Consider the following 19,615-nt stretch of genomic DNA (forward strand, 5'->3'; position numbering starts at 1 on the left):
CCATGAGCGTCATCCAGCCACCCTTCCGCCCGTTGCAGCAGTTCTACCGGTCGGGGCCCATGCCCTGCCCCTACCTGCCCGGTCGGGTGGAGCGCAAGCTGTTCACCCGGCTGTCCGGCCTTCAGGCGGCGGACATCAACTCCACCCTCTCCCGCGCCGGGTTCCGGCGCAGCCACGACATCGTCTACCGCCCCGTCTGCCCCGGCTGCACGGCCTGCGTGCCGGTGCGCATCCCCGTGGCGGCGTTCGAGCCGGATCGCAGCATGCGGCGGACCCTGCGGCGCAACACCGACCTGACGGTCACGGCCGTGCCCGCCCGCGCCACGCTGGAGCATTACCGGGTCTTCGCGCTCTACCAGACCTCGCGGCACGGCGACAGCGACATGAGCCGCATGCGCTTCCCCGAGTTCTCGGCCATGATCGACGAGGGCCGGGTGGACACCTGCCTGTTCGAGGTGCGCGACCGCACCGGCCGGCTGCGCGGCGTGGCCCTGGCCGACCGGCTGGAGGACGGCTATTCCGCCGTCTACAGCTTCTTCGATCCGGCCGACCCGCGGCGCAGCCTGGGCACCTTCCTGATCCTGCAACTGGTCGCGGAAGCGCGGGCCGAGCGCATGCCCTACGTCTATCTGGGCTACTGGATCGGAAGCAGCCGCAAGATGGCCTACAAGGCCCGTTTCCGCCCGCTGGAGGCGCTGGGCCGCGACGGCTGGGCCGCGGTTGATCTGCCCGCGCCGGACGAACCGGCCTGACCGGCGGGACCCTCCCCCTCCCGGCAGCGTTTCCCCGGACGGGAGGATGCAGATGGATCGACGGTTCTTCCTGATATCGGCGGCGCTGGTGGGCACCGCCGCGGCGCTGGCCGGCCCCGTGCGGGCGCTCGTCCACCCGCCAGTATTGCCTGCCGGCTCCCGACGCATCGTCGTCGGCGGGCCGGGAGCCGACGGCGGCGCGCTCGGGCTGCTCGGCGGTCTGCCCTTCGGACCGGGGCCCGAGGCGGTACGGGACTGGCTGCTGACCGTGGAAGGACAGGCGCTGTGGCAGGCCGCCTTCGCGGCGGCGGGGCTGGAGGCCCGGCCCGTGGTCCTGGAGCCCGCCCCCGGTCCCGCCCTGCCGCCGGGGCCGCCCGACCTGCCCGCCCTCGCCGGACGGAGCGTCGCCGCCCCCTGGCCGTTGCGCAGCCTGTGGCAGCGTCTAGGGGCCGCACCGGCCGGACCGGACACGGCCGCGGACATCGTCGATCCCGGACCGGCCGCCGGCCTGTGGCGGGGTTTCGGGCCGCGCTGCCGCATCGTGGCGGAGGTCCGCCCGCTGGGTCCCGGCCCGACCCTGGTGTCGAGCGGATGGTCGCCTCCGGTCACGGCCGGGCGGGCCCCCGCCGCCCGGCCCCTGCCGGCCGAGGTTCTGGTGGCGGCCGGCGCCGCCTGGAGTGCCCTGCGTGCGGAACTGCTGGACCATTCCGACCCGCTGCACCGGCGGCTGGCGGCGGCGCTTCTGGCCCTGCCCCGGCCGGCGGAGGATCTGTCCCCGCTCTGGCCCTGGGAGACGGCGGCGGCGCACCATCCGGTTGCCCGACCTTCCTAGGCCCCCTACTCTGGCGACATCGAGTCCGACCAGCCGCCGAGGCCCCCCGTGAAGCGCCGCGCCTTCCTGACCGGCAGTGCCGCCGCGGCGGCAGCCCCGGCCGTCCTTGCTCCCCTGGCCGCCGCCGGGGGCGTGGCCGCGCCCGCCATCGCCAGCGGACGGATGGAATGGCGCATGGTGACGAGCTGGCCCAAGGGGCTGCCCGGCGTCGGCACCGGCGCGGAGCGGCTGGCCCGGCGCATCGGTGAGATGACGGACGGGCGGCTGACGGTGAAGGTCTTCGCCGCGGGCGAGCTGGTGCCGGCGCTCCAGTGCTTCGACGCGGTGGCGAACGGCACGGCGGAGATGGCGCACGACGCCGCCTACTACCACCTGTCCAAGTCCGAAGGCTGCGCCTTCTTCACCGCCTTTCCCTTCGGGTTGACGGCGAACGAGCTGGACGCCTGGGTTCAGCATGGGGGGGCGCAGGAACTGTGGGACGCGCTGTACGCGCCGTTCGGGCTGAAGCCCTTCCTGGCGGGCAACACCGGCACCCAGATGTTCGGCTGGTTCCGCAAGGAGATCCGGTCGGTGGCGGACCTGCGCGGCCTGAAGATCCGCACGCCCGGCAACAACGGCCGTATCCTGGCCCGACTGGGCGCCACCGTCGTCAACGTGCCGGGTGGCGAAATCTACGGCAACCTCCAGTCCGGTGCGCTGGACGCGGCGGAGTGGGTCGGTCCCTTCAACGATCTGGCGCTCGGTTTCTACCAGGTGGCGCCCTACTACTATTCGCCCGGCGTCCAGGAGCCCGGGGCCGGGTTGCAGCTCACCGTGTCCAAGGCGAAGTACGAGGCGCTGCCCGCCGACCTGCGCACCGTCATCGCCCAGGCCGCACAGGCCGAGAACAACGACATGCTGGCGGAATACACGGCCCGCAACGGTGCCGCGCTGGCGACCCTGGTGCGGCAGCACGGGGTCAGGCTGCGGCGGCTACCGGAGGACGTGCTGACGGCCCTGGGGGGCGCCGCCAACGAGGTGCTGAACGAGATCCACGGGGCGGGCGACCCGCTGACCCGTCGCATCATCGAAAGCTATGTCCGGTTCCGCGCCGAGGTCGTCCCCTGGAGCCGGGTGGGAGAGTTCACGTTGGAGCAGGCCCGGTTGCTGGACATCCCGCACGCGCTGCGGGACTGACCGGGGGAACCCGGGCCGCGCGCAGGCGTTCGGTGCCCGCAGGCACTTACCCTTGCCCATGCCGGAGGCGAAGGTCATGAAGCGCGCACGCCCGTTCCCGCTGACCGTGCCGTTCCTGTCCGTGCTGCTGCCGGCCGCCCTCCTGCTGCCGGCCCCGTCGGCGGATGCCGCCGACCGTCCCGCCGACGCCCGGATCGGGGGCGAACTGGCCCAGGCCCGGTGTACTGACTGCCATGTGGTGGCAGCCACCGGTGGCGGGACCGATCAGGCACCGCCCCTGCCGGCGGTGGCCGTTGCCCGCAGCGACGGCGAGCTGGCGGCGTTCCTGGCCCGGCCGCATGGCGCCATGCCGCCGATCAGCCTGACCCGGCAGGAGATCGCCGATCTGGTCGCCTATCTGGGAACGCTGCGGCCGCGGGCCCCCTGATCGGTAAGAGCGGCCTGCGCTCTATTGACGCGGCAGGGCGCCGGCACCAGGACCGGTGTCCGGACCGGACGACGATCCCGCGCCGGTGCGGCCCGCAATGCCGCGCATTGACCGACTTGTCACACCAATATCCTTCGCGGCCTAACGAAAGCCATAACCGACCGGCCGAGTTGCCGTCGGCGCCTGCATACGATAGGCACCGCCACACCCGCCGGGCAGGGTGAAATCATTCCGGTCGTGACCAACGGCTGGAATGATCTATACTGAATACTCTTTTGCAGGATGTGACGCGAGAGTGCCGCCGCGACGATGAACCGATCCAGAGAACTACCCAGCCACTTGCCGTCTGCCCGGATCATGATTGTCGAAGACGATGCCCTCGTCGCGCTCGGCATCCGCATGACGTTGCAGGACCTGGGCTATGATGTCGTCGGAATTGCGGCGTCGGAGCCGGAAGCCATCGATCTTGCCGCAGCGGCCCGGCCATCGCTGGCCCTGATGGATATCCGCCTGCGCGGCGTGGTGGACGGGATCGACACGGCTCGCCGCCTGCGCAGCGAATACAATATCCGCTCGATCTATCTGTCGGCGTACACGGACGAAAACACCATGACCCGTGTCGCCCAGACCTATCCGCTGGGCTTCGTGCAGAAGCCCTATTCCGCGCCGCAGCTCAAGGCCGCGCTGGAACTGGCGCTGCGCCGGCTGGGCAGCGCCGGCGGTGCGCCGGCGGTACCGTCGGCCGGCTGAACCCCTGTCCGGCCGAACCCAGTTTTGTCACGCGCGCCGCGCCCGGCTTCCGGGAATGGCCGGCGCTCCTTCGTGTTCATCCGGGTGACGGGGGCGGCGACGGCCCCCGCTTCCGACAGAAGGAGACCCGAGATGCGCGCCAGACTCTGGCTGGTTCCGACCGTGTTGCTGTTCGGCCTCGCGGCCTGTGGCGACGATACCGCAGGCGGCGGCAACACCACGGGGACTTCCCCCGCCCCCGCCACCTCGACCCCGCCGGAGCCTTCGGGCACGACCGGCAGCCCGACCATGCCGGGCACCACGACCCCGGGGCCGGCGACCCCCGGGACGACCACGCCGGGCACGACGACCGGCACCAACGACACCAGCCCGGGAACCGGCAGCACCGGTTCGACCAGCGGCCAGCCGGGCGGCGGCTGAGCACCACCCGGCATCACGCCATCATCACGCAGGCGGGACCGGCCTCGGCCGCCGGTCCTCGCCGATGGCGACATAGGTGAAGACGCCCTCCGTCACCTTGTAGGCCTGACTGGCGGCCCCCCGCCGGACCCAGACGTCGATCTTGACCCGGATCGAGGTCGTGCCGACCCGCTCCACCGCACAGTAGCAGTTCACTTCGTCCCCCAGGCTGACCGGCCGGTGGAACTTCATCGCCTCGATCCCGATGGTGGCGACCCGGCCCTGGGCCCGCCGGGCCGCGATGACACCGCCCGCCACATCCATCTGCGACAGCACCCAGCCGCCGAACACATCGCCGTTGCCGTTCAGATCGCGTGGCATGGCGAAGGTGCGGAGCGCCGGGGCGTCGCGGTCGAAATCCGGCATCGTCTCATCCATGGTCGGGTAGACTCCTCTCGACAACATTACAAAATCTGGTAGCGCCCCTGCATGGGGACCGCTTCACCTTGAAAGCGCGCGGCGCGGGTCCCTATAATGGGCCATGACCGACCTTTTCCAGAACACCGCCCGCAAGCAGGACACCTATTCCGCCCAGGACATCGAGGTCCTGGAAGGACTGGAGCCCGTGCGGCGGCGGCCCGGCATGTATATCGGCGGCACCGACGAGCGGGCGCTGCACCATCTCGCGGCCGAGGTACTGGACAACGCCATGGACGAGGCGGTGGCGGGCCATGCCACCCGCATCGACATGGAACTGACGGCGGACGGCACCCTCACGGTGCGCGACAACGGCCGCGGCATCCCCGTGGACGAGCATCCGCGTTATCCGGGCAAGTCGGCGCTGGAGGTGATCCTCACGACGCTGCACTCCGGCGGCAAGTTCTCGGGCAAGGTCTACGCCACCTCCGGCGGCCTGCACGGCGTCGGCTCGGCGGTGGTGAACGCGCTGTCCGACAAGCTGCGGGTGGAAGTGGCGCGCGACCGCCAGCTCTGGACCCAGGACTACAGCCGCGGCGTGCCGCTGGGACCGCTGGCCAATGTCGGTCCCGTCCACAACCGCCGCGGCACGGTGGTGAGCTTCCACCCCGACCCGCTGATCTTCGGCGAAGGCGCCGCCTTCAAGCCGGAGCGGCTGTACCGGATGTGCCGCTCCAAGGCCTATCTCTACCGCGGCGTGGAGATCCGCTGGAGCTGCGATCCCGCCCTGCTGCCGGTCGACGGTTCCGTACCGGCGGCGGAGACCCAGCACTTCCCCGACGGCCTGCTGGACTACCTGACCGGCACGCTGCGCCAGCGCGCGACGGTGACGCCGCAGGCCTTCGCCGGGCAGGCCGAGTTCCCGAACGAGGCAGGCCGGGTCGAATGGGCCATCGCCTGGCCCGAGGATGACGAGGGCTTCAGCCACACCTACTGCAACACCATCCCGACCCCGTTGGGTGGCACGCATGAGCAGGGCCTGCGCGCGGCCCTGACCCGCGCGCTGAAGGGCTACGGTGAGATGGTCGGCAACAAGCGGGCCGGCAGCGTCACGGCGGACGACGTGATGGACGGCGCCATGGTGCTGCTCTCCGTCTTCGTGCGCGACCCGCAGTTCCAGGGCCAGACGAAGGAGCGGCTGGTCAGCCCCGAGGCGCAGCGCCTGACCGACGCCGCCATAAAGGACCATTTCGACCACTGGCTCTCCGCCGCCCCCGATGCCGCCAAGGCCCTGCTGGAGCGGCTGATCGAGAAGGCGGAGGAGCGGGCCCGCAGGCGCGCCCAAAAGGAGATGGCGCGCAAGTCTCCGACCCGGCGCCTGCGCCTGCCCGGCAAGCTGGCCGACTGCTCCCGCCAGAGTGCGGAGAACACGGAGATCTTCATCGTCGAGGGCGACAGCGCCGGTGGCTCCGCCAAGCAGGCGCGCAACCGCGAGATCCAGGCCATCCTGCCCCTGCGCGGCAAGATCCTGAACGTCGCCTCGGCCAGCGTGGACAAGCTGCGCGGCAACCAGGAGCTGGCCGATCTGGCGCAGGCGCTGGGCTGCGGCACCGGCAAGGAGTTCTCGCTCGACAAGCTGCGCTACGAGCGGGTCATCATCATGACCGACGCGGACGTGGACGGCGCCCACATCGCGTCTCTGCTGATGACCTTCTTCTACCGGGAGATGCCCGGCCTGATCCAGGCCGGGCACCTGTACCTGGCGCTGCCGCCGCTCTACCGCCTGTCCGGCGGCAACACGGTGCGCTATGCCCGCGACGACGCGCACAAGGACGAGCTGATGAAGACCGTCTTCCGCACCGTCCGCGGCAAGGTCGAGATCAGCCGGTTCAAGGGCCTGGGCGAGATGCCGCCGTCCCAGCTCAAGGAAACGACCATGGACCCGGCGAAGCGGACCCTGCTCCGCGTCGTCGTCCCCGACCTGCGCGACCCCGAGCAGAAGGTGGACGCGGAGGAGACCCGCTCCCTGGTCGAGAGCCTGATGGGCCGCAAGCCCGAGCTGCGCTTCAAGTTCATCACCGAGAACGCCCGGTTCGCCCAGGACCTGGACGTCTAGCCCCGCCACAGGACAGAGACCGGAGAGGCCCCGTGCTGCTCGACGCCTCCGCCTCCCGCCTTGTCGTCATCGACGTGCAGTCGCGCCTGCTGGCCGCCGTGCAGGGCGGCGAGCGCGTGGCCGCCCGCTGCGCCATCCTGGCGAAAGGGGCCTCCCTGCTGGGCGTGCCGGTCTGCGCCACGGAACAGAACCCCGCTGGCATCGGCGGAACCGTGCCGGAGCTGGCCGCCCTGATCGGCACCGTCTTCCCGAAGACGACCTTCAGCGCCGGCGGCGATCCGGCCTTCGCCGCCTGGGCCGAGGCCGGCGGGACCGTGGTGCTGTGCGGGACGGAGGCGCATGTCTGTGTGTTGCAGACGGCGCTGGATCTGCGCCGGCGCGGCCGCCCCGTGGCCGTGGTGGCGGACGCCGTCGGTTCGCGCGATGCCGCCGACCGCGAAGCGGCACTGAACCGCCTGCGTGTCCACGGTGTGGACATCGTCACGGCGGAGATGGTGCTGTTCGAGTGGCTGGGACGCTACGACCGGCCCGAATTCCGCGCCGTGCTGCCGCTGATCAAGGCCCTGGGGCCGGACGCGGCCTGAGGCCGGCGGCCAGACCGCTTCCGGTCAATGCCGCTTCCGGTCAATGGTGGTGCCCGCCGTGGGAGGCGGGCTGACCGTTGCCGCCCAGCGCCTGAATGCAGAGCGCGACCACGCCGGTGAACACCAGGAACACGCCGATGCCGAGGAACCCCATGGGACCGCTCCGTCTGCAATGCCTGCGGCGACCATAGCCGCCGGCCGCGGGGCCGGCAAGGCGCCACCCCCTCTTCCTGTCCGTCAGAACCGGGTCAGCCAGAGGCGCATCAGCGCCGTCGTCGCTTCCGGCTGTTCCACCGGCGCCAGATGGCCGCAGCGTTCCACGATCGCCAGCCGGCCGCCCGGGATGCCGTCCGCCATCTCCTGCGCCTTCTCCGGCCCGGTCAGCGCATCCTCACGGCCGACGATGACCAGGGTCGGGCAGCGGATGCCCGGCAGATCAGGCCGTGAATCCGGCCGGGTCAGGATGGCCGTCTGCTGACGGCAGAAGGCGTCGCGTCCGGTCCGTTCGGCCATCGCCATGATCGGCCCCGTCATGTCCGCATCGGCCAGCCGGTCGGGATGCACCAGCATGGGCAGCAGCCGCGGCGTCACCCCTTTGAAGCGGCCGGTCCTGGCCAGCTTGATGAGGGCCTGGCGGCGTTCCTTCTGCTCGTCCGTGTCCGGCCGGGCGGTAGTGTCCACGAGGCAGAGCTTCGCCACCCGTTCCGGCGCCTGGCGCAGCATCTCGAAGGCGACATAGCCCCCCATGGACAGGCCGGCGAGGGCAAAACGCTCCGGAGCCACCGCCAGCACCCCGCGGGCCAGGTCAGCCACCGACTCGGCCCCCGTCAGGTCGGCGACCTGGATGGCCGGCGCGACATCGGCGAGGTGGCGGGTCTGGTGCGCCCAGAGGGCCGCGTCGCAGAGCAGTCCCGGCAGCAGGACCAGCGGCAGCGCCCCGGTTTCCGGGGGCCGGCCGGTTTCTCCCTTCATCATCCGGTTGAAATCCTTGCTTGTCAGGGCATTCGTTGCTATCGATGCGCCCGACCCTAGCGGAACCTCCGCAAGGCGCCAAGTCGGGCATGGCAGTCACGCATGGTCTTCCGGATGTTTTCGGTTGATCGGCGCGACGCTTGGTCCATCTATGCGTCTGTACTGCGATGCGGGCGTAGAATTCATCCGCGCCCCGCCGGGCACCGCTCCAACGACTGGTCGCGAACAGGTTTTATGCAGTTCTCCGAACTTGGGCTCGGGCCCGAAGTCCTGCAAGCCATCTCCGAGGTGGGCTACACCACGCCGACACCGATTCAGGAGAAGGCCATCCCCTGGGTGCTCCAGGGACGCGACGTGCTGGGCTGCGCCCAGACCGGGACGGGCAAGACGGCCTCGTTCACCCTGCCGATGATCGAAATCCTGGCCCAGGGCCGCGCCCGGGCACGGATGCCGCGGTCGCTGATCCTGGAGCCGACGCGGGAGCTGGCGGCCCAGGTGGCCGACAACTTCGAGATCTACGGCAAGTACCACAAGCTGAACATGGCGCTCCTGATCGGCGGGGAGAGCTTCGGCGATCAGGTCAAGAAGCTCGAACGCGGCGTGGACGTGCTGATCGCCACCCCGGGCCGCATGATCGACCTGTTCGAGCGCGGCAACATCCTGCTGTCCGACATCAAGATCCTGGTGATCGACGAAGCGGACCGGATGCTCGACATGGGCTTCATCCCGGACATCGAGCGGATCGTCGGGCTGCTGCCCAAGCTGCGCCAGACCCTGTTCTTCTCGGCCACGATGCCGCCGGAGATCCGGCGCCTCGCCGACCAGTTCCTGATGAACCCGCGGGAGATCACGGTCGCCCCGCCCGCCTCCCCCGCCGCCACGGTGACACAGGCCCTGGCCGTCGCCTATGACGAGGACAAGCGCCGGGCGCTGCGGCACCTGCTGCGGACGGAGGATGTGAAGAACGCCTTCATCTTCTGCAACCGCAAGAAGGATGTCGGCATCCTGCACCAGTCGCTCTCCAAGCACGGCTTCAACGCCGGCGCCCTGCACGGCGACATGGTGCAGTCGAAGCGGACGGAGACGCTGGAGGCGTTCAAGCAGGGCAGCATCGACCTGCTGGTCTGCTCCGACGTCGCGGCCCGCGGCATCGACATCAAGGGCGTCAGCCACGTCTTCAACTTCGACGTCCCGTTCAACGCGGAGGACTATGTCCACCGCATCGGCCGCACCGGCCGCGCCGGTCTGACCGGTCGGGCCTTCACCATCGCCGCACCCGAAGACGGCCGCCTGGTGCAGGCCATCGAGAAGCTGATCGGACGGGAGATTCCCCGCGTGCCGATCGACGGGCTGGAAACCCCCGAGCTGGAATTCGAGGAGAGCGGTCGTGGCCGCCGCCGTCCGCGGCGCAAGGACGAGGGCCGGAAGGATGAGGGTCGCAAGGCGGAGCCTCGCTCCGCCCGTCCCTCCCGCTCCCGCACGGCCGACCGGACCGAGGTCCGCGAATCGGCGACCGCCGGCACGATGCCGGAGGAGCGTGCCGCACGCCCCGAGCGGACGGAGCGGCCTGAACGCTCGGAACGGCCCGTGCGCGCCCGTCCGGAACGGACCGAACGGCCGGTCCAGGATCGCCCCGAGCGTCCTGTGCGCGAGGACCGGCGGAGTCGCTTCCCCGATCGCGGCGAGGATCGCCGCCGCCGCCGCGACGAGGACGACGACCGCACGCCGGTGATCGGCTTCGGTGACGACGTTCCGGCCTTCATCCTGCGCGCGGCGCGTCCCGTGCGCCCTGCCGCCCTGCCCGACAGCGATGCCGAGGGGTGACCCCATGCAGACGATCTTCGTCCTCGTGAAGTGCGACCTGGGTAAGGCCTATGAGGTTGCCGACCGCGCGGTGCAGGAGATCGAGCAGGTGTCGGAGGTCCACTCCGTCTCGGGCCAGTACGACCTGATGATGAAGTGCTACCTGGATGACGGTGCCGACATCGGCCACTTCGTCACCGGCAACTTGCAGACCCTTGCCGGGGTCAAGGAAACCTTCACGATCATCGCTTTCAAAGCCTTCTCCTGACGCGGACCGGGGCACCCGTACCGATGCGGTTCCGCTGCGGCTCCGGCCGCGGTTGACTTGCGCCGTCCGCTTGGGAAATGTGGAACCTGTTCTTTCCCTCTCCCGCAGACCCGGAGCCTGACGGAGTGACGTCACCTCGGCGCATCCTCGGTGCGGCCGCCCTTCTCGGGCTGCTGGCGGACCCTGCCATCGCGCAGACGGCCCAGGACGGGCAGCCGGTGCTGTTGAGCGCGGACAGCCTGGACTACAACGAAGACCTCGGGATCGTCACGGCCCGCGGCCATGTCGAGCTGGCCCAGGGCAGCCGCATCCTGCTGGCCGACACGGTCAGCTACAGCGAGAAGACCAACGTCGTCACCGCCTCGGGCAATGTGTCGTTGCTGGAGCCGTCGGGCGAGGTCGTGTTCGCCGACTATGTCGAGCTGACCGACGACATGCGCCAGGGCTTCGTCGACAAGGTCCGGCTGCTGATGACGGACAATTCCCGCCTTGCCGGCGCCCAGGGCGAGCGGGTCGACGGCCGCTTCACCCGCATCGAGCGGGGCGTCTATTCGCCGTGCGAGCTGTGCAAGGAGGACCCGACGCAGCCCCCGATCTGGCAGATCCGGGCCGCGCGGGTGACCCACGACCAGGAAAGCCGCGACGTCTATTACCGCGACGCGGTGCTGGAGATCGCCGGCATCCCGGTCGCCTATACGCCGTTCTTCGCGCATCCCGATCCGACCGTGGAGCGCCGGTCCGGTTTCCTGGCGCCGGGTGGCGGCTTCGGCTCCGACCTCGGCACCTTTGCGCGCCTCTACTATTTCTTCGACATCACCCCGAGCCAGGACTTCACGCTGGAGATGACGCCCAGCACGGAGGACGGGCTGCTGCTGGGCGGCGAATACCGGCAGCGCTTCACCAACGGCAGCCTCCGCCTGTCCGGCAGCGCGACCTATGCCGATCTGACCGAGGGGTTCGGCGAGGAGCAGCGCAGGGAGAAGAAGTTCCGCGGCCATCTGTTCGGCAGCGGGCGCTTCAACATCGACAACGAATGGCGCTGGGGCTTCGACGTCCAGCGCGTGACCGACAGCAGCCACCTGCGCCGCTACGACTATTCGGACGAGGACCTGCTGACCAGCCGCGGCTTCCTGGAGTGGTTCCGGGCCCGCGACTACTTCTCGGTGAACGCCTACTCCTTCCAGGATCTGCGCCCCGGCAACGAGGAGGAGGAGCCGCTGGTGATGCCGCTGGCCACCTTCGGCGCGCTGGGCGAGCCGGGGGCGTTCCTCGGCGGCACCTGGTCCCTGGACGGAAACCTGCTCGCCCTCTGGCGCAACGACGGCACGGACACCCGGCGCGCCTCCAGCGAGGTGGGCTGGCGCCGCGACTTCGTGGCGCCGATCGGTCTCGTCACCAGCGTGATGGGCAGCCTGCGCGGCGATGCCTACTGGATCGGGGACCTGCGGACGAACGGTGCCAATGCCGCCGACGCCGGATCGGACAGCACCGAGCTGCGGCTGTTCCCGCAGACCCAGGTGACGATGAGCCTGCCGCTGGTCCGTCAGGCCGGCACGGTGCAGCAGTTGATCGAGCCGATCGTCGCCTTCACCGCCGCCCCCAAATTGGACAGCGACGACGTCCCCAACGAGGACAGCCAGGACATCGAGTTCGATCACACGAACCTGTTCCTGACGTCTCGCTTCCCCGGCGTGGACCGGCTGGAGGGCGGCCAGCGCGTCACCTACGGCCTGCGCGCCGGTTTCTACGGTTTCGGTGGGGGCAGCAGCACCCTGTTCCTGGGCCAGTCCTACCGGCTTCAGCGCGACAACGACTTCCCCGCCGGCTCCGGCCTGGAGGGGCGGCAGTCGGACATCGTCGGTCGCATCGAGGTGACGCCGAGTCCCTGGCTCGATTTCTCCTATGGTTTCCGCCTCGATTCCGAGACCCTGGACCAGCGCCGGCACGATGTGTTCGGCGTCGCCGGCCCGCCGGAATTCCGGGTCAGCGGCAGCTATATCTACCTGGACAAGCTGACGCTGGAGGACGGCACGGCGACCCGCAACCGGGAGGAGCTGACGCTTGGCGTGAACTCCGCCTTCTCGGAGAACTGGTCGGTGGGGGTCAGCCACCGCCGCGATCTGGCAACGGGCGGTGGCGCGGTCAGCAGCGGCATGATGCTGACCTATCAGGACGAGTGCCTGACCTTCCAGCTGATCGGCGAGCGCGACTTCACCCGCCGGTCGGGCCTCGACACCGGGGACAAGATCTATTTCCGGCTCGTGTTCAAGAATCTGGGCGAGTTCCTGAGCCCGGCGCTGTCCGGGGACGTGTTCGGCCAGGGTCAGGGAAGCTGACCCGGCCGGACGTGGTCCCGGCTGGACGTGGCCCTGGCTGGACGTGATGCGGTGCCAGCCTATCTTTGAGCGCATCCCGTCCTCCGGAGTGACCCGATGCGCCGTCTCGCCCTGATGTTCTCCCTCCTGGTCGCCGCCCTTTCGACCGGCCCCGCGGCAACAGCCGCCACCACGGGCGCGCACGCCTTCTCCTTCGTCTCCATCGACGGCCGGCCGCTGCCGCTGTCGGACTTCGCCGGCCGCGCCGTGCTGGTGGTCAACACCGCGTCCCAGTGTGGCTTCACCCCGCAGTACGAAGGCCTGGAGGCCCTCTGGCAGCAGTACCGCGACCGCGGTCTGGTGGTGCTGGGCGTGCCGTCGAACGATTTCGGCGGGCAGGAGCCCGGCAGCGCGGCGGAGATCAAGACCTTCTGCGAGACGACCTTCGGGATCGACTTTCCGATGACGGACAAGGTCGTGGTGAAGGGCGGCGATGCCCACCCCTTCTATCGCTGGGCAGCAGCGGCCAAGGGCGCGCCGCGCTGGAATTTCCACAAGTACCTGATCGGTCCGGACGGGGCCCTGCTGGCCGGTTTCGGTTCCGACGTCCGGCCCGAGTCCGCCGAACTGCGCACGGCGATCGAGGACGCGCTGCCGCGCTGATCCGCCCTTCGCCGACCGGGGCACCTCGATACCTTGAGTTTGCCGTCCGGGCTGGTTACCGTCAGGGCCGACCCGACCGCACCCGGTCGGGAAGCCCATCGGGACCGGATCGTTCGCCGCCATGCAGTACGGCCTTTACAGCTACGACCGGCGCTACCGTCGCCGCTTCTGGACACGGTTGCTCAAGGTGGTGCTGTGGCTGGCCGCGCTGCTGGTGCCGGCGGCCTTCGCCTACCAGCTCGGCGTCGAGCAGCTTAAAAGCCGCCAGGTGTCGCTGCGGGAGGAGATCCGCGAACTGAGGGAGGCGAAGGAGACGGCCGAACGCCGCGCCGCCCAGCTCCAGCAGATCGCGCAGACGGCGGAGATCCGGGCGAACGAGCTGGAGGTCCGCTACCAGCGCGACGTGCCGACCGGCGATCTGGCGAAGCTGAGCGATCTGGTGGCGAAGAAGCTGGCGGAGGGCGTCGATATCGGCAGGCTGGCCTTCGTCATCGACCAGACCGGAAATCCGCGCTCGTGCAGCCCGCCCGAGCGCCGTCGATTCGTTCTGCCGACGCCGATCTACAAGGGGGCGAACACGTCCGTCGCCTTCTCCAACGGGGCCGTCACCGTCACCGGCGAAGGCGTATCGGCCCGCAGCGATTCCGGACAGCCGGAGAGCTGGTTCGACCCGACCAAGCCCGTGAAGCTCCGCTTCGCGGAGACCGGCGGCCATACGACGGAGGCAGCGGGGCTGCTGCCGCTTCAGCACTCCGTGGTGGTCGAGGACAAGGAATACCGCTTCACCATCACCCCGGGCGCCCGATCCTTCGTCGAGGTCAGCGGCGACGTCTGCCCGTTCCCCTGAGGGGCGCTTCAGCCGCAGCCGCGCAGGAGGGGAAAGCGCGCCGGCGGGGGGATCGTGTTGCTGGTCCGGGTTGTTTCGCAGGAGCAGCCAGGAGCACACGCGATGGAACCCGACGTCAATGCCCTGCGGGCGGACTGGTCCGAGCCGACCCGGTTCCGGTTCGGCGCCGGCCGTATCTCGGAACTGCCGGGGGTCTGCCGTGGGTTGGGCATCACCCGGCCGCTGGTGGTGACCGACCCGGGGCTGGCCGACCTCGCCATCCTGCGCAGGGCGGTCCAGAGCTGCGAGGCCAATGGGCTGCTGCCTGGTCTGTTCTCCCATCTGCGACCGAATCCGACCCTGGACCATGCCCAGGCGGCGGCGCAGGCCTTCCGCGACGGCGGCCATGACGGCATCGTCGGCTTCGGCGGCGGCACCGCGCTGGAGGTGGCCAAGGTCGCGGCCCTGCTCTGCGGGGAAACCGCCCCGCCCCAGACCTTCGCCGCGGCACCGGGCGAGAACCCGCGCGTCCCCGGCTTCGGACTCCTGCCGCCCATCGTCGCCGTGCCGACCACGGGCGGCAGCGGGGCGGAGGCGCGCGCCTATGCCCTGATCACCGATCCGGACGGGAACCGGCGACGACGGCGCGTCCTGCTGCATCCGGGCATGCTGCCCACCTGCGTGATCGCCGACCCGGTGCTGACCATCGGGTTGCCGCCGGCACTCACGGCCGCCACCGGCATGAACGCCCTGGTCCACAATCTGGAGGCCTACTGCGCCCTGGGCTTCGACCCGGCGGCGGACGGCATGGCGGCGGAGGGCGTGCGGCTGCTGCGCCGGCATCTGGCCGAGGCGGTGCGCGACGGCAACAACCTGCTGGCCCGCGGCATGGTGCTGGCCGCCGCCTCGCTGGGCGGCGCGGCGACCCGCAAGGGGCTGGGGGCGGTGCAGGCCCTGACCTCCCCCCTCATCGCCGTGACGGAGGCGCACCAGGGGCTGGTGATGGCGGTCATCACGCCCTACGTGCTGGTCCACAACCGCCCGGCGGTGGAGGAGCGGATCACCCGGCTGGCCGCCTATCTGGGGCTGGAGCGGCCGGGCTTCGACGCCTTCCTCACCTGCCTGCTGACCCTGCGCGAGGAACTGGGCATCCCGCACACCCTGCGCGATCTGGGCGTGACGGAGGAGCGCGTCGCCGATCTGGTGGAGGAGGCTGCGAACGACCCGTTCGCCCGCGGCAACCCGGTGCCGGTGACGGTGGAAGCGGCGCGCTCCCTCTATGCCCGCGCCCTGGACGGGGACCTGGACGGCGCCGGCCGCCGCTGAGCGGCCGGCCCGTTCCGCCGCCGCGTCACTTCCGGGTCCAGCGTCCGGCCGCGTTCATCACGTACTGGCCCGACGGCGTGGCGCCGACCAGCCGGTCGCCGGCGACGGCCTGGACCTGCGCCAGCGACTGGCCGGTGCTCTGCGCGACCTGGGCGTACTGCTTGCGCCGTTCGGCATTGACCCGGTCCACCATGCTGCGGACATCGGCCGGCACCTCGTCCTTGACGAAGCCGACCAGACCGTCGGGCTTCTCCCCGACCAGACCGGCCTGCTTGGCGGCGACAAGGCTCTCCTGCGCCATGGCGGGCACTCCGGCGAGAAGCGGGCCCGCCAGAGCCAGGACGGCAAGAAGGCGGGCGGCGATGCGGATGACGCTCTTCATTTCTTCGTGCCCTCCCCGGGCAGCCCGAACAGGTCGGGGTTCTCGCGGAACACCTGATCGAGTTCGCGGTCGATCCTGACGCGGACCTCCTGTTCGACCCGGATGTTCAGGTTGATCTCGATGGGTTTGTCGGGCGCCTGCACCTTCACCGTGGGGGTGCAGGCGCCGGCCAGGAGGAGCAACACGGTGGCCGCTCGCAAGGGTCTGTCGGTCGTCATTGTGCCTTTCCGTACTGCTCGATGCGGGCCTTCACGGCGTCCGGGATGCGGTAGGCCCCCAGGCCGCTGCGCAGGATCGTGTCGAGCGCACCGCTGAGATTAAGGTTCAGGGCCACGGGATAGCCACCATAGAACTCGGGGTTGGCGCCCCGGATGTTCAGCGTCACCCGCATCTCGCCGCCGACGGTGCCGTCGATGCCGATGCCAAGCTGCTGGTAGTGGAAATCCTCCAGCACCTGCATGACCAGGGCCGTGTTCTCGTTCTTCGAGGCGTCGAGGAAGTCGGGCGGCACGGCGGGATCGTAGCGCAGGGTGCCCGGCGCCTCCGCCTCCAGCCGGCCGCCCTCGAAGCGGATGCGGCTGCCCGAAACGATGACGGGGATGCGGCCGTTCAGGATGCCGGAACCGGCCAGCCCCTCCACCCCCGCCGTGCCCAGGACTTCGCCCAGGCGCAGGCCCCTGGCCTCCAACGCCAGCTCGTGCCGCGGGGCGGACAGGGAGGCGGTCACGGGGGCGGCGCTGACCGTGCCGCCGGCCCAGGCGAAGGACGCCTGCGCCAGGGTCAGCGTCTTCCCGCCGGCCAGCCCGAACCGGATCAGCCCGTCGGTCAGGGGCAGGCCCACATCCAGAAGTGCTGCGGACAGGAGCTGTTCGCCGGGCGTCGCCAGCGGGCGCAGGCTGCTGGCGGTCAGCACGCCGTTCACCCCCTGCGCCCGGAAGGACGGTCCGGCCAGCGTGAGATCGTCCAGCAGGAGTTCCGCGGAGCCTTTCGAGGCCTTCGGCCCCCAGCCGATGCCGGCACGCAGGCCGATCCGGCCGCGCGCCTCCTCCACCGTGCCCGACAGGACCGGGAACAGCTCGGCCGGCGTGCGACCGCCCTCGCGGAAGCGCAGGGGATGCAGCACCAGCTTCGCCGAGCCCGTTCCCGACGCCACGTCGTGCGCGCCCGTGGCGTCGATCACCAGGAAGCCCTCCGCCCCCTGCCCCTCTGCCGTGAAGTCCAGCCGCCCCAGGGGATCGCCGCCCAGCGTGGCCGTGGCCGACAGCGGCGCCACCCAGCCGGTCCCGGGTCCGACCCGCAGGCTGGAGGCCGCGGCCTCGACGCGGAGCGGCGGCGTCCCGTCCCCGGGGCGGTAGTCGGCGGTCAGTGTCACCCCCGCGGCGACCCCGCCGTAGGGCGGCAGTTCGACCCGCCCGCCGGCCAGGGCGAGCGTCGCCCCGGCAAGGCCGCCGTCGCGCAGCCGCAGCTCCAGCCGGTCAATGCCGCCACCGAGCACGGCCTGTCCGATCTCTGCCCCCAGCCCGCCGGTAAGGGCGAGGGTCGCGCCCTCCCCGCCTGCCTCGAAACGCAGGCGCAGCGGCTCCGCCGCCGGGTCCGTCCCCGGCCGCAGGGCGAGGAACCAGGGACCGTCCCCCCGCAGCGCCTCCGGCAGCCGGGTGGCGAGGTCGGGGGTCGGCGCCAGTTCCGCCGTCGCATCGGCCGTCGCCTCGAACAGCAGCGCCCCGCCGTCGCGCCGCAACCGGCCTGCCGCCTCCACCGTCGCGGCATCGGTCACGCCGGGCCAGCCCAGCCGGTCGCCGCGCAGCACCAGTTCCAGCGGCGGCACGCTGCCGTCCAGGGGACCCGCGGCGCGTAGGCTCAGCAGCGCCCGCCCCCGCACCGGCAGGTCGAGTCCGGCCAGGGCCAGCGCCCCCGCAAGGTCGGGAAACGTGAGGTCCGCCAGGGCGCTGAAGGCCGGGGCGCCGTCCGGTCCCGGCGCGGCGTTGCCGGTGACCTGGACGGCCGTACCGCCCGGCGCCCGCAGCACGGCCGCCAGCTCCTGCCGGGAACCGGCGCCGCGCCAGTCGAGATCGAGGGAGAGGCGTTCGGGCAGCCGCATCTCCGCCCCCCGGACCTGCACCCGGGCCCGTCCCTCCGGCAGCCCGCCGGGGCGCCAGGACAGCTCGGCCGAGCCGCTCATGCTGCCCGCACCGTCCCCCGGCGCCGGCTGGATGTCCAGTTCGCCCGCCAGCGCCCCGTCGGGCGCGAGCCGGGCGGAGAGCGTGCCGAGTCCGGCGGCGCCGGCGATGTCCAGCCCCAGCAGCGCATCGACCACGTAGCCGCCGGGGTCCGGCTGGTCGAGTGTGGCGCTGAGGGAGAGCACCGTCTCCCCGGCCGGGGTGGCGACGGTCAGGCTGCCCCGCTCGATCACGATGCGGTCCACCGGTAGGGCGGGAATGCCGCCGGACGGGTCCTCGGCGGAACCCGTCTCCACCGTCCGCCCCTCCAGCCGGATGCCGCCGGCGTCCGCGGCCAGACGCAGCCGCGCGCCGACCAGGGTGACCCGGTCGATCCGGCCGGCCAGCAGCCCGCCGGGCGAGTACGCCACGCTCACCCGGTCCACCCCCTGGTCGCCGGAGAGCCGCACGGCGGCCTCCGCCCCCGTCAGGCCCAGACGGTCGAGCGCGACCTCCGCCTGCTCCCAGCCGGCGGCGCGCAGGGCGGCCTGGACCTGCGATTCGGCCAGACCCGGCAGGGTCACGGCCAGCAGGCCGAGCGCCGCCGTGCCGGCCAGGAGGGCGGCAAGGGCAGCACGCCGCCCTTTGCGGCGTCCGTTCTGCGGGCGGGGTCCGGGAACCGACATGGCAGGAGGGGGGTTGCGGAAGCGATCGAGCCCATGATGCCGCGTCCGCCATGACGATGCCACGACGGCGGGATGACGCCCCCGTGTCGCGCCTGTGGCGCCCGGGTGGCGACGATGACGACGGGACGGTATGGTGCCCCTCCCCAAAACCGACCGGGAGACGCCCGATGCCCCGCCTGATCGCCCTGGTCCTGCTGCTCGCCGGCCTCGTGCTGTCGGCGCCGGCCGCGGCCCGCGACCTGGAGAACACGCTCTATCTCGACCTTCCGGACGGGCGGGTGGTGATCGAGATGCGCCCTGATCTGGCGCCCAGGCACGTCGCCCGGATCAAGGAGCTGGCCCGCCAGGGCTTCTACGACGGCGTCCCCTTCCATCGGGTGATCGAAGGCTTCATGGCCCAGACCGGCGACCCGACCGGCACCGGCGAGGGCGGCAGCGGGCGGACGCTGCCGCTGGAAGCCTCGGAGGCGAAGCATGAGCGCGGCGTCGTCTCCATGGCCCGCGGCCGCTCGCCCAACAGCGCCGACAGCCAGTTCTTCATCATGTACGCCCGCCGCCCCGGACTGGACCGGCTCTACACCGTCTGGGGCCGCGTGGTGGAGGGGATGGAGCATGTGGACGCCCTGAAGAAGGGCGAACCGGCCACCGACGGCAGGGTCGAGGCTCCCGACCGGATCGTCCGCCTGCGCGTCGCCGCCGACGTGGAGACGGGCCGGACGGGCACGGTGCGCTGACCGGTTGCAATCCCGGCCATGCCGGGTAAGG

The 19,615-nt window shown here is 71.2% G+C and carries 20 protein-coding genes; 15 read left to right on the plus strand and 5 right to left on the minus strand.

Going from position 1 to position 19,615, the window contains the following annotated elements; translation table 11 throughout:
• Positions 1–2: 2 nt before the first annotated feature.
• From ACFQPS_RS03485 to ACFQPS_RS03510, 6 genes are all read left to right on the plus strand, one after another.
• Positions 3–752, plus strand: coding sequence for an arginyltransferase (locus tag ACFQPS_RS03485; protein ID WP_377356465.1), 750 nt, complete (start codon positions 3–5; stop codon positions 750–752).
• Positions 753–804: 52 nt separating this feature from the next.
• Positions 805–1,584, plus strand: coding sequence for a hypothetical protein (locus ACFQPS_RS03490; protein WP_377356467.1), 780 nt, complete (start codon positions 805–807; stop codon positions 1,582–1,584).
• Between the two features lie 48 nt (positions 1,585–1,632).
• A complete protein-coding gene (locus tag ACFQPS_RS03495; RefSeq protein ID WP_377356469.1) occupies positions 1,633–2,760 on the plus strand; it encodes a TRAP transporter substrate-binding protein in 1,128 nt (375 codons plus the stop codon).
• 76 nt (positions 2,761–2,836) lie between these two features.
• On the plus strand, positions 2,837–3,187 hold the full coding sequence (locus ACFQPS_RS03500) for a c-type cytochrome (protein ID WP_377356471.1): 351 nt from the start codon (positions 2,837–2,839) through the stop codon (positions 3,185–3,187).
• Between the two features lie 357 nt (positions 3,188–3,544).
• Positions 3,545–3,937, plus strand: coding sequence for a response regulator (locus tag ACFQPS_RS03505; RefSeq protein WP_377356473.1), 393 nt, complete (start codon positions 3,545–3,547; stop codon positions 3,935–3,937).
• Between the two features lie 132 nt (positions 3,938–4,069).
• Positions 4,070–4,357 carry a hypothetical protein gene (locus ACFQPS_RS03510; RefSeq protein ID WP_377356474.1) on the plus strand — a complete coding sequence of 96 codons (288 nt, stop codon included), beginning with the start codon at positions 4,070–4,072 and terminating at the stop codon, positions 4,355–4,357.
• Positions 4,358–4,381: 24 nt separating this feature from the next.
• Here the strand turns inward: ACFQPS_RS03510 and ACFQPS_RS03515 are convergent, their stop codons facing one another.
• Positions 4,382–4,774: an acyl-CoA thioesterase gene (locus tag ACFQPS_RS03515; RefSeq protein ID WP_012566561.1), complete on the minus strand. Its 393-nt coding sequence runs from the start codon at positions 4,772–4,774 to the stop codon at positions 4,382–4,384.
• Positions 4,775–4,877: 103 nt separating this feature from the next.
• Between ACFQPS_RS03515 and parE the strand changes: the two genes are divergently transcribed.
• Both parE and ACFQPS_RS03525 read left to right on the plus strand, forming a co-directional pair.
• Positions 4,878–6,869, plus strand: coding sequence for a DNA topoisomerase IV subunit B (parE, locus tag ACFQPS_RS03520; protein WP_377356476.1), 1,992 nt, complete (start codon positions 4,878–4,880; stop codon positions 6,867–6,869).
• Between the two features lie 32 nt (positions 6,870–6,901).
• Positions 6,902–7,453, plus strand: coding sequence for an isochorismatase family protein (locus ACFQPS_RS03525; protein WP_377356478.1), 552 nt, complete (start codon positions 6,902–6,904; stop codon positions 7,451–7,453).
• A 237-nt stretch (positions 7,454–7,690) separates the two neighbouring features.
• Here the strand turns inward: ACFQPS_RS03525 and ACFQPS_RS03530 are convergent, their stop codons facing one another.
• Positions 7,691–8,428 carry an alpha/beta fold hydrolase gene (locus tag ACFQPS_RS03530; RefSeq protein WP_377356480.1) on the minus strand — a complete coding sequence of 246 codons (738 nt, stop codon included), beginning with the start codon at positions 8,426–8,428 and terminating at the stop codon, positions 7,691–7,693.
• Positions 8,429–8,659: 231 nt separating this feature from the next.
• Between ACFQPS_RS03530 and ACFQPS_RS03535 the strand changes: the two genes are divergently transcribed.
• The 6 genes from ACFQPS_RS03535 to ACFQPS_RS03560 all read left to right on the plus strand — a co-directional run bounded on the left by ACFQPS_RS03535 (position 8,660) and on the right by ACFQPS_RS03560 (position 15,626).
• Positions 8,660–10,249 (plus strand): DEAD/DEAH box helicase, encoded by a 1,590-nt coding sequence (locus ACFQPS_RS03535; RefSeq protein WP_377356482.1) that lies wholly within the window; start codon positions 8,660–8,662, stop codon positions 10,247–10,249.
• Positions 10,250–10,253: 4 nt separating this feature from the next.
• Positions 10,254–10,496: an Lrp/AsnC ligand binding domain-containing protein gene (locus tag ACFQPS_RS03540; RefSeq protein ID WP_377356484.1), complete on the plus strand. Its 243-nt coding sequence runs from the start codon at positions 10,254–10,256 to the stop codon at positions 10,494–10,496.
• Between the two features lie 125 nt (positions 10,497–10,621).
• On the plus strand, positions 10,622–12,832 hold the full coding sequence (locus tag ACFQPS_RS03545) for an LPS-assembly protein LptD (RefSeq protein ID WP_377356486.1): 2,211 nt from the start codon (positions 10,622–10,624) through the stop codon (positions 12,830–12,832).
• A 96-nt stretch (positions 12,833–12,928) separates the two neighbouring features.
• On the plus strand, positions 12,929–13,474 hold the full coding sequence (locus ACFQPS_RS03550; RefSeq protein WP_377356488.1) for a glutathione peroxidase: 546 nt from the start codon (positions 12,929–12,931) through the stop codon (positions 13,472–13,474).
• A gap of 121 nt (positions 13,475–13,595) precedes the next feature.
• Entirely contained in the window at positions 13,596–14,321 is a 726-nt protein-coding gene (locus ACFQPS_RS03555) for a hypothetical protein (RefSeq protein WP_377356490.1), read from the plus strand.
• Between the two features lie 102 nt (positions 14,322–14,423).
• Positions 14,424–15,626 (plus strand): iron-containing alcohol dehydrogenase, encoded by a 1,203-nt coding sequence (locus ACFQPS_RS03560; RefSeq protein ID WP_377356492.1) that lies wholly within the window; start codon positions 14,424–14,426, stop codon positions 15,624–15,626.
• 25 nt (positions 15,627–15,651) lie between these two features.
• On the opposite strand, the gene ACFQPS_RS03565 is transcribed toward ACFQPS_RS03560, so the two are convergent.
• From ACFQPS_RS03565 to ACFQPS_RS03575, 3 genes are read right to left on the minus strand one after another with little or no spacing between them, the layout of a single operon-like run.
• Positions 15,652–16,008, minus strand: coding sequence for a YdbL family probable chaperone protein (locus tag ACFQPS_RS03565; protein ID WP_377356493.1), 357 nt, complete (start codon positions 16,006–16,008; stop codon positions 15,652–15,654).
• Positions 16,005–16,226 carry a YnbE family lipoprotein gene (locus ACFQPS_RS03570; protein ID WP_012566574.1) on the minus strand — a complete coding sequence of 74 codons (222 nt, stop codon included), beginning with the start codon at positions 16,224–16,226 and terminating at the stop codon, positions 16,005–16,007. Before ACFQPS_RS03570 ends, ACFQPS_RS03565 begins: the two co-directional genes overlap by 4 nt.
• Entirely contained in the window at positions 16,223–18,850 is a 2,628-nt protein-coding gene (locus tag ACFQPS_RS03575; RefSeq protein ID WP_377356495.1) for an intermembrane phospholipid transport YdbH family protein, read from the minus strand. Before ACFQPS_RS03575 ends, ACFQPS_RS03570 begins: the two co-directional genes overlap by 4 nt.
• Positions 18,851–19,017: 167 nt before the next feature.
• On the opposite strand from ACFQPS_RS03575, the gene ACFQPS_RS03580 reads away from it, so the two are divergent.
• Positions 19,018–19,584: a peptidylprolyl isomerase gene (locus ACFQPS_RS03580; protein WP_377356497.1), complete on the plus strand. Its 567-nt coding sequence runs from the start codon at positions 19,018–19,020 to the stop codon at positions 19,582–19,584.
• The last annotated feature ends 31 nt before the right edge of the window (positions 19,585–19,615 follow it).

Source organism: Rhodocista pekingensis, assembly GCF_042665545.1.
Taxonomy (GTDB): domain Bacteria; phylum Pseudomonadota; class Alphaproteobacteria; order Azospirillales; family Azospirillaceae; genus Rhodocista; species Rhodocista pekingensis.

Coding starts and splice junctions, on each gene's coding strand:
- parE (WP_377356476.1), top strand. CDS start 4,878: ATGACCGACCTTTTCCAGAACACCGCCCGCAAGCAGGACACCTATTCC.
- ACFQPS_RS03550 (WP_377356488.1), top strand. CDS start 12,929: ATGCGCCGTCTCGCCCTGATGTTCTCCCTCCTGGTCGCCGCCCTTTCG.
- ACFQPS_RS03490 (WP_377356467.1), top strand. CDS start 805: ATGGATCGACGGTTCTTCCTGATATCGGCGGCGCTGGTGGGCACCGCC.
- ACFQPS_RS03505 (WP_377356473.1), top strand. CDS start 3,545: ATGATTGTCGAAGACGATGCCCTCGTCGCGCTCGGCATCCGCATGACG.
- ACFQPS_RS03555 (WP_377356490.1), top strand. CDS start 13,596: ATGCAGTACGGCCTTTACAGCTACGACCGGCGCTACCGTCGCCGCTTC.
- ACFQPS_RS03575 (WP_377356495.1), bottom strand. CDS start 18,850: ATGTCGGTTCCCGGACCCCGCCCGCAGAACGGACGCCGCAAAGGGCGG.
- ACFQPS_RS03570 (WP_012566574.1), bottom strand. CDS start 16,226: ATGACGACCGACAGACCCTTGCGAGCGGCCACCGTGTTGCTCCTCCTG.
- ACFQPS_RS03530 (WP_377356480.1), bottom strand. CDS start 8,428: ATGATGAAGGGAGAAACCGGCCGGCCCCCGGAAACCGGGGCGCTGCCG.
- ACFQPS_RS03500 (WP_377356471.1), top strand. CDS start 2,837: ATGAAGCGCGCACGCCCGTTCCCGCTGACCGTGCCGTTCCTGTCCGTG.
- ACFQPS_RS03565 (WP_377356493.1), bottom strand. CDS start 16,008: ATGAAGAGCGTCATCCGCATCGCCGCCCGCCTTCTTGCCGTCCTGGCT.
- ACFQPS_RS03510 (WP_377356474.1), top strand. CDS start 4,070: ATGCGCGCCAGACTCTGGCTGGTTCCGACCGTGTTGCTGTTCGGCCTC.
- ACFQPS_RS03535 (WP_377356482.1), top strand. CDS start 8,660: ATGCAGTTCTCCGAACTTGGGCTCGGGCCCGAAGTCCTGCAAGCCATC.
- ACFQPS_RS03580 (WP_377356497.1), top strand. CDS start 19,018: ATGCCCCGCCTGATCGCCCTGGTCCTGCTGCTCGCCGGCCTCGTGCTG.
- ACFQPS_RS03485 (WP_377356465.1), top strand. CDS start 3: ATGAGCGTCATCCAGCCACCCTTCCGCCCGTTGCAGCAGTTCTACCGG.
- ACFQPS_RS03540 (WP_377356484.1), top strand. CDS start 10,254: ATGCAGACGATCTTCGTCCTCGTGAAGTGCGACCTGGGTAAGGCCTAT.
- ACFQPS_RS03515 (WP_012566561.1), bottom strand. CDS start 4,774: ATGGATGAGACGATGCCGGATTTCGACCGCGACGCCCCGGCGCTCCGC.
- ACFQPS_RS03560 (WP_377356492.1), top strand. CDS start 14,424: ATGGAACCCGACGTCAATGCCCTGCGGGCGGACTGGTCCGAGCCGACC.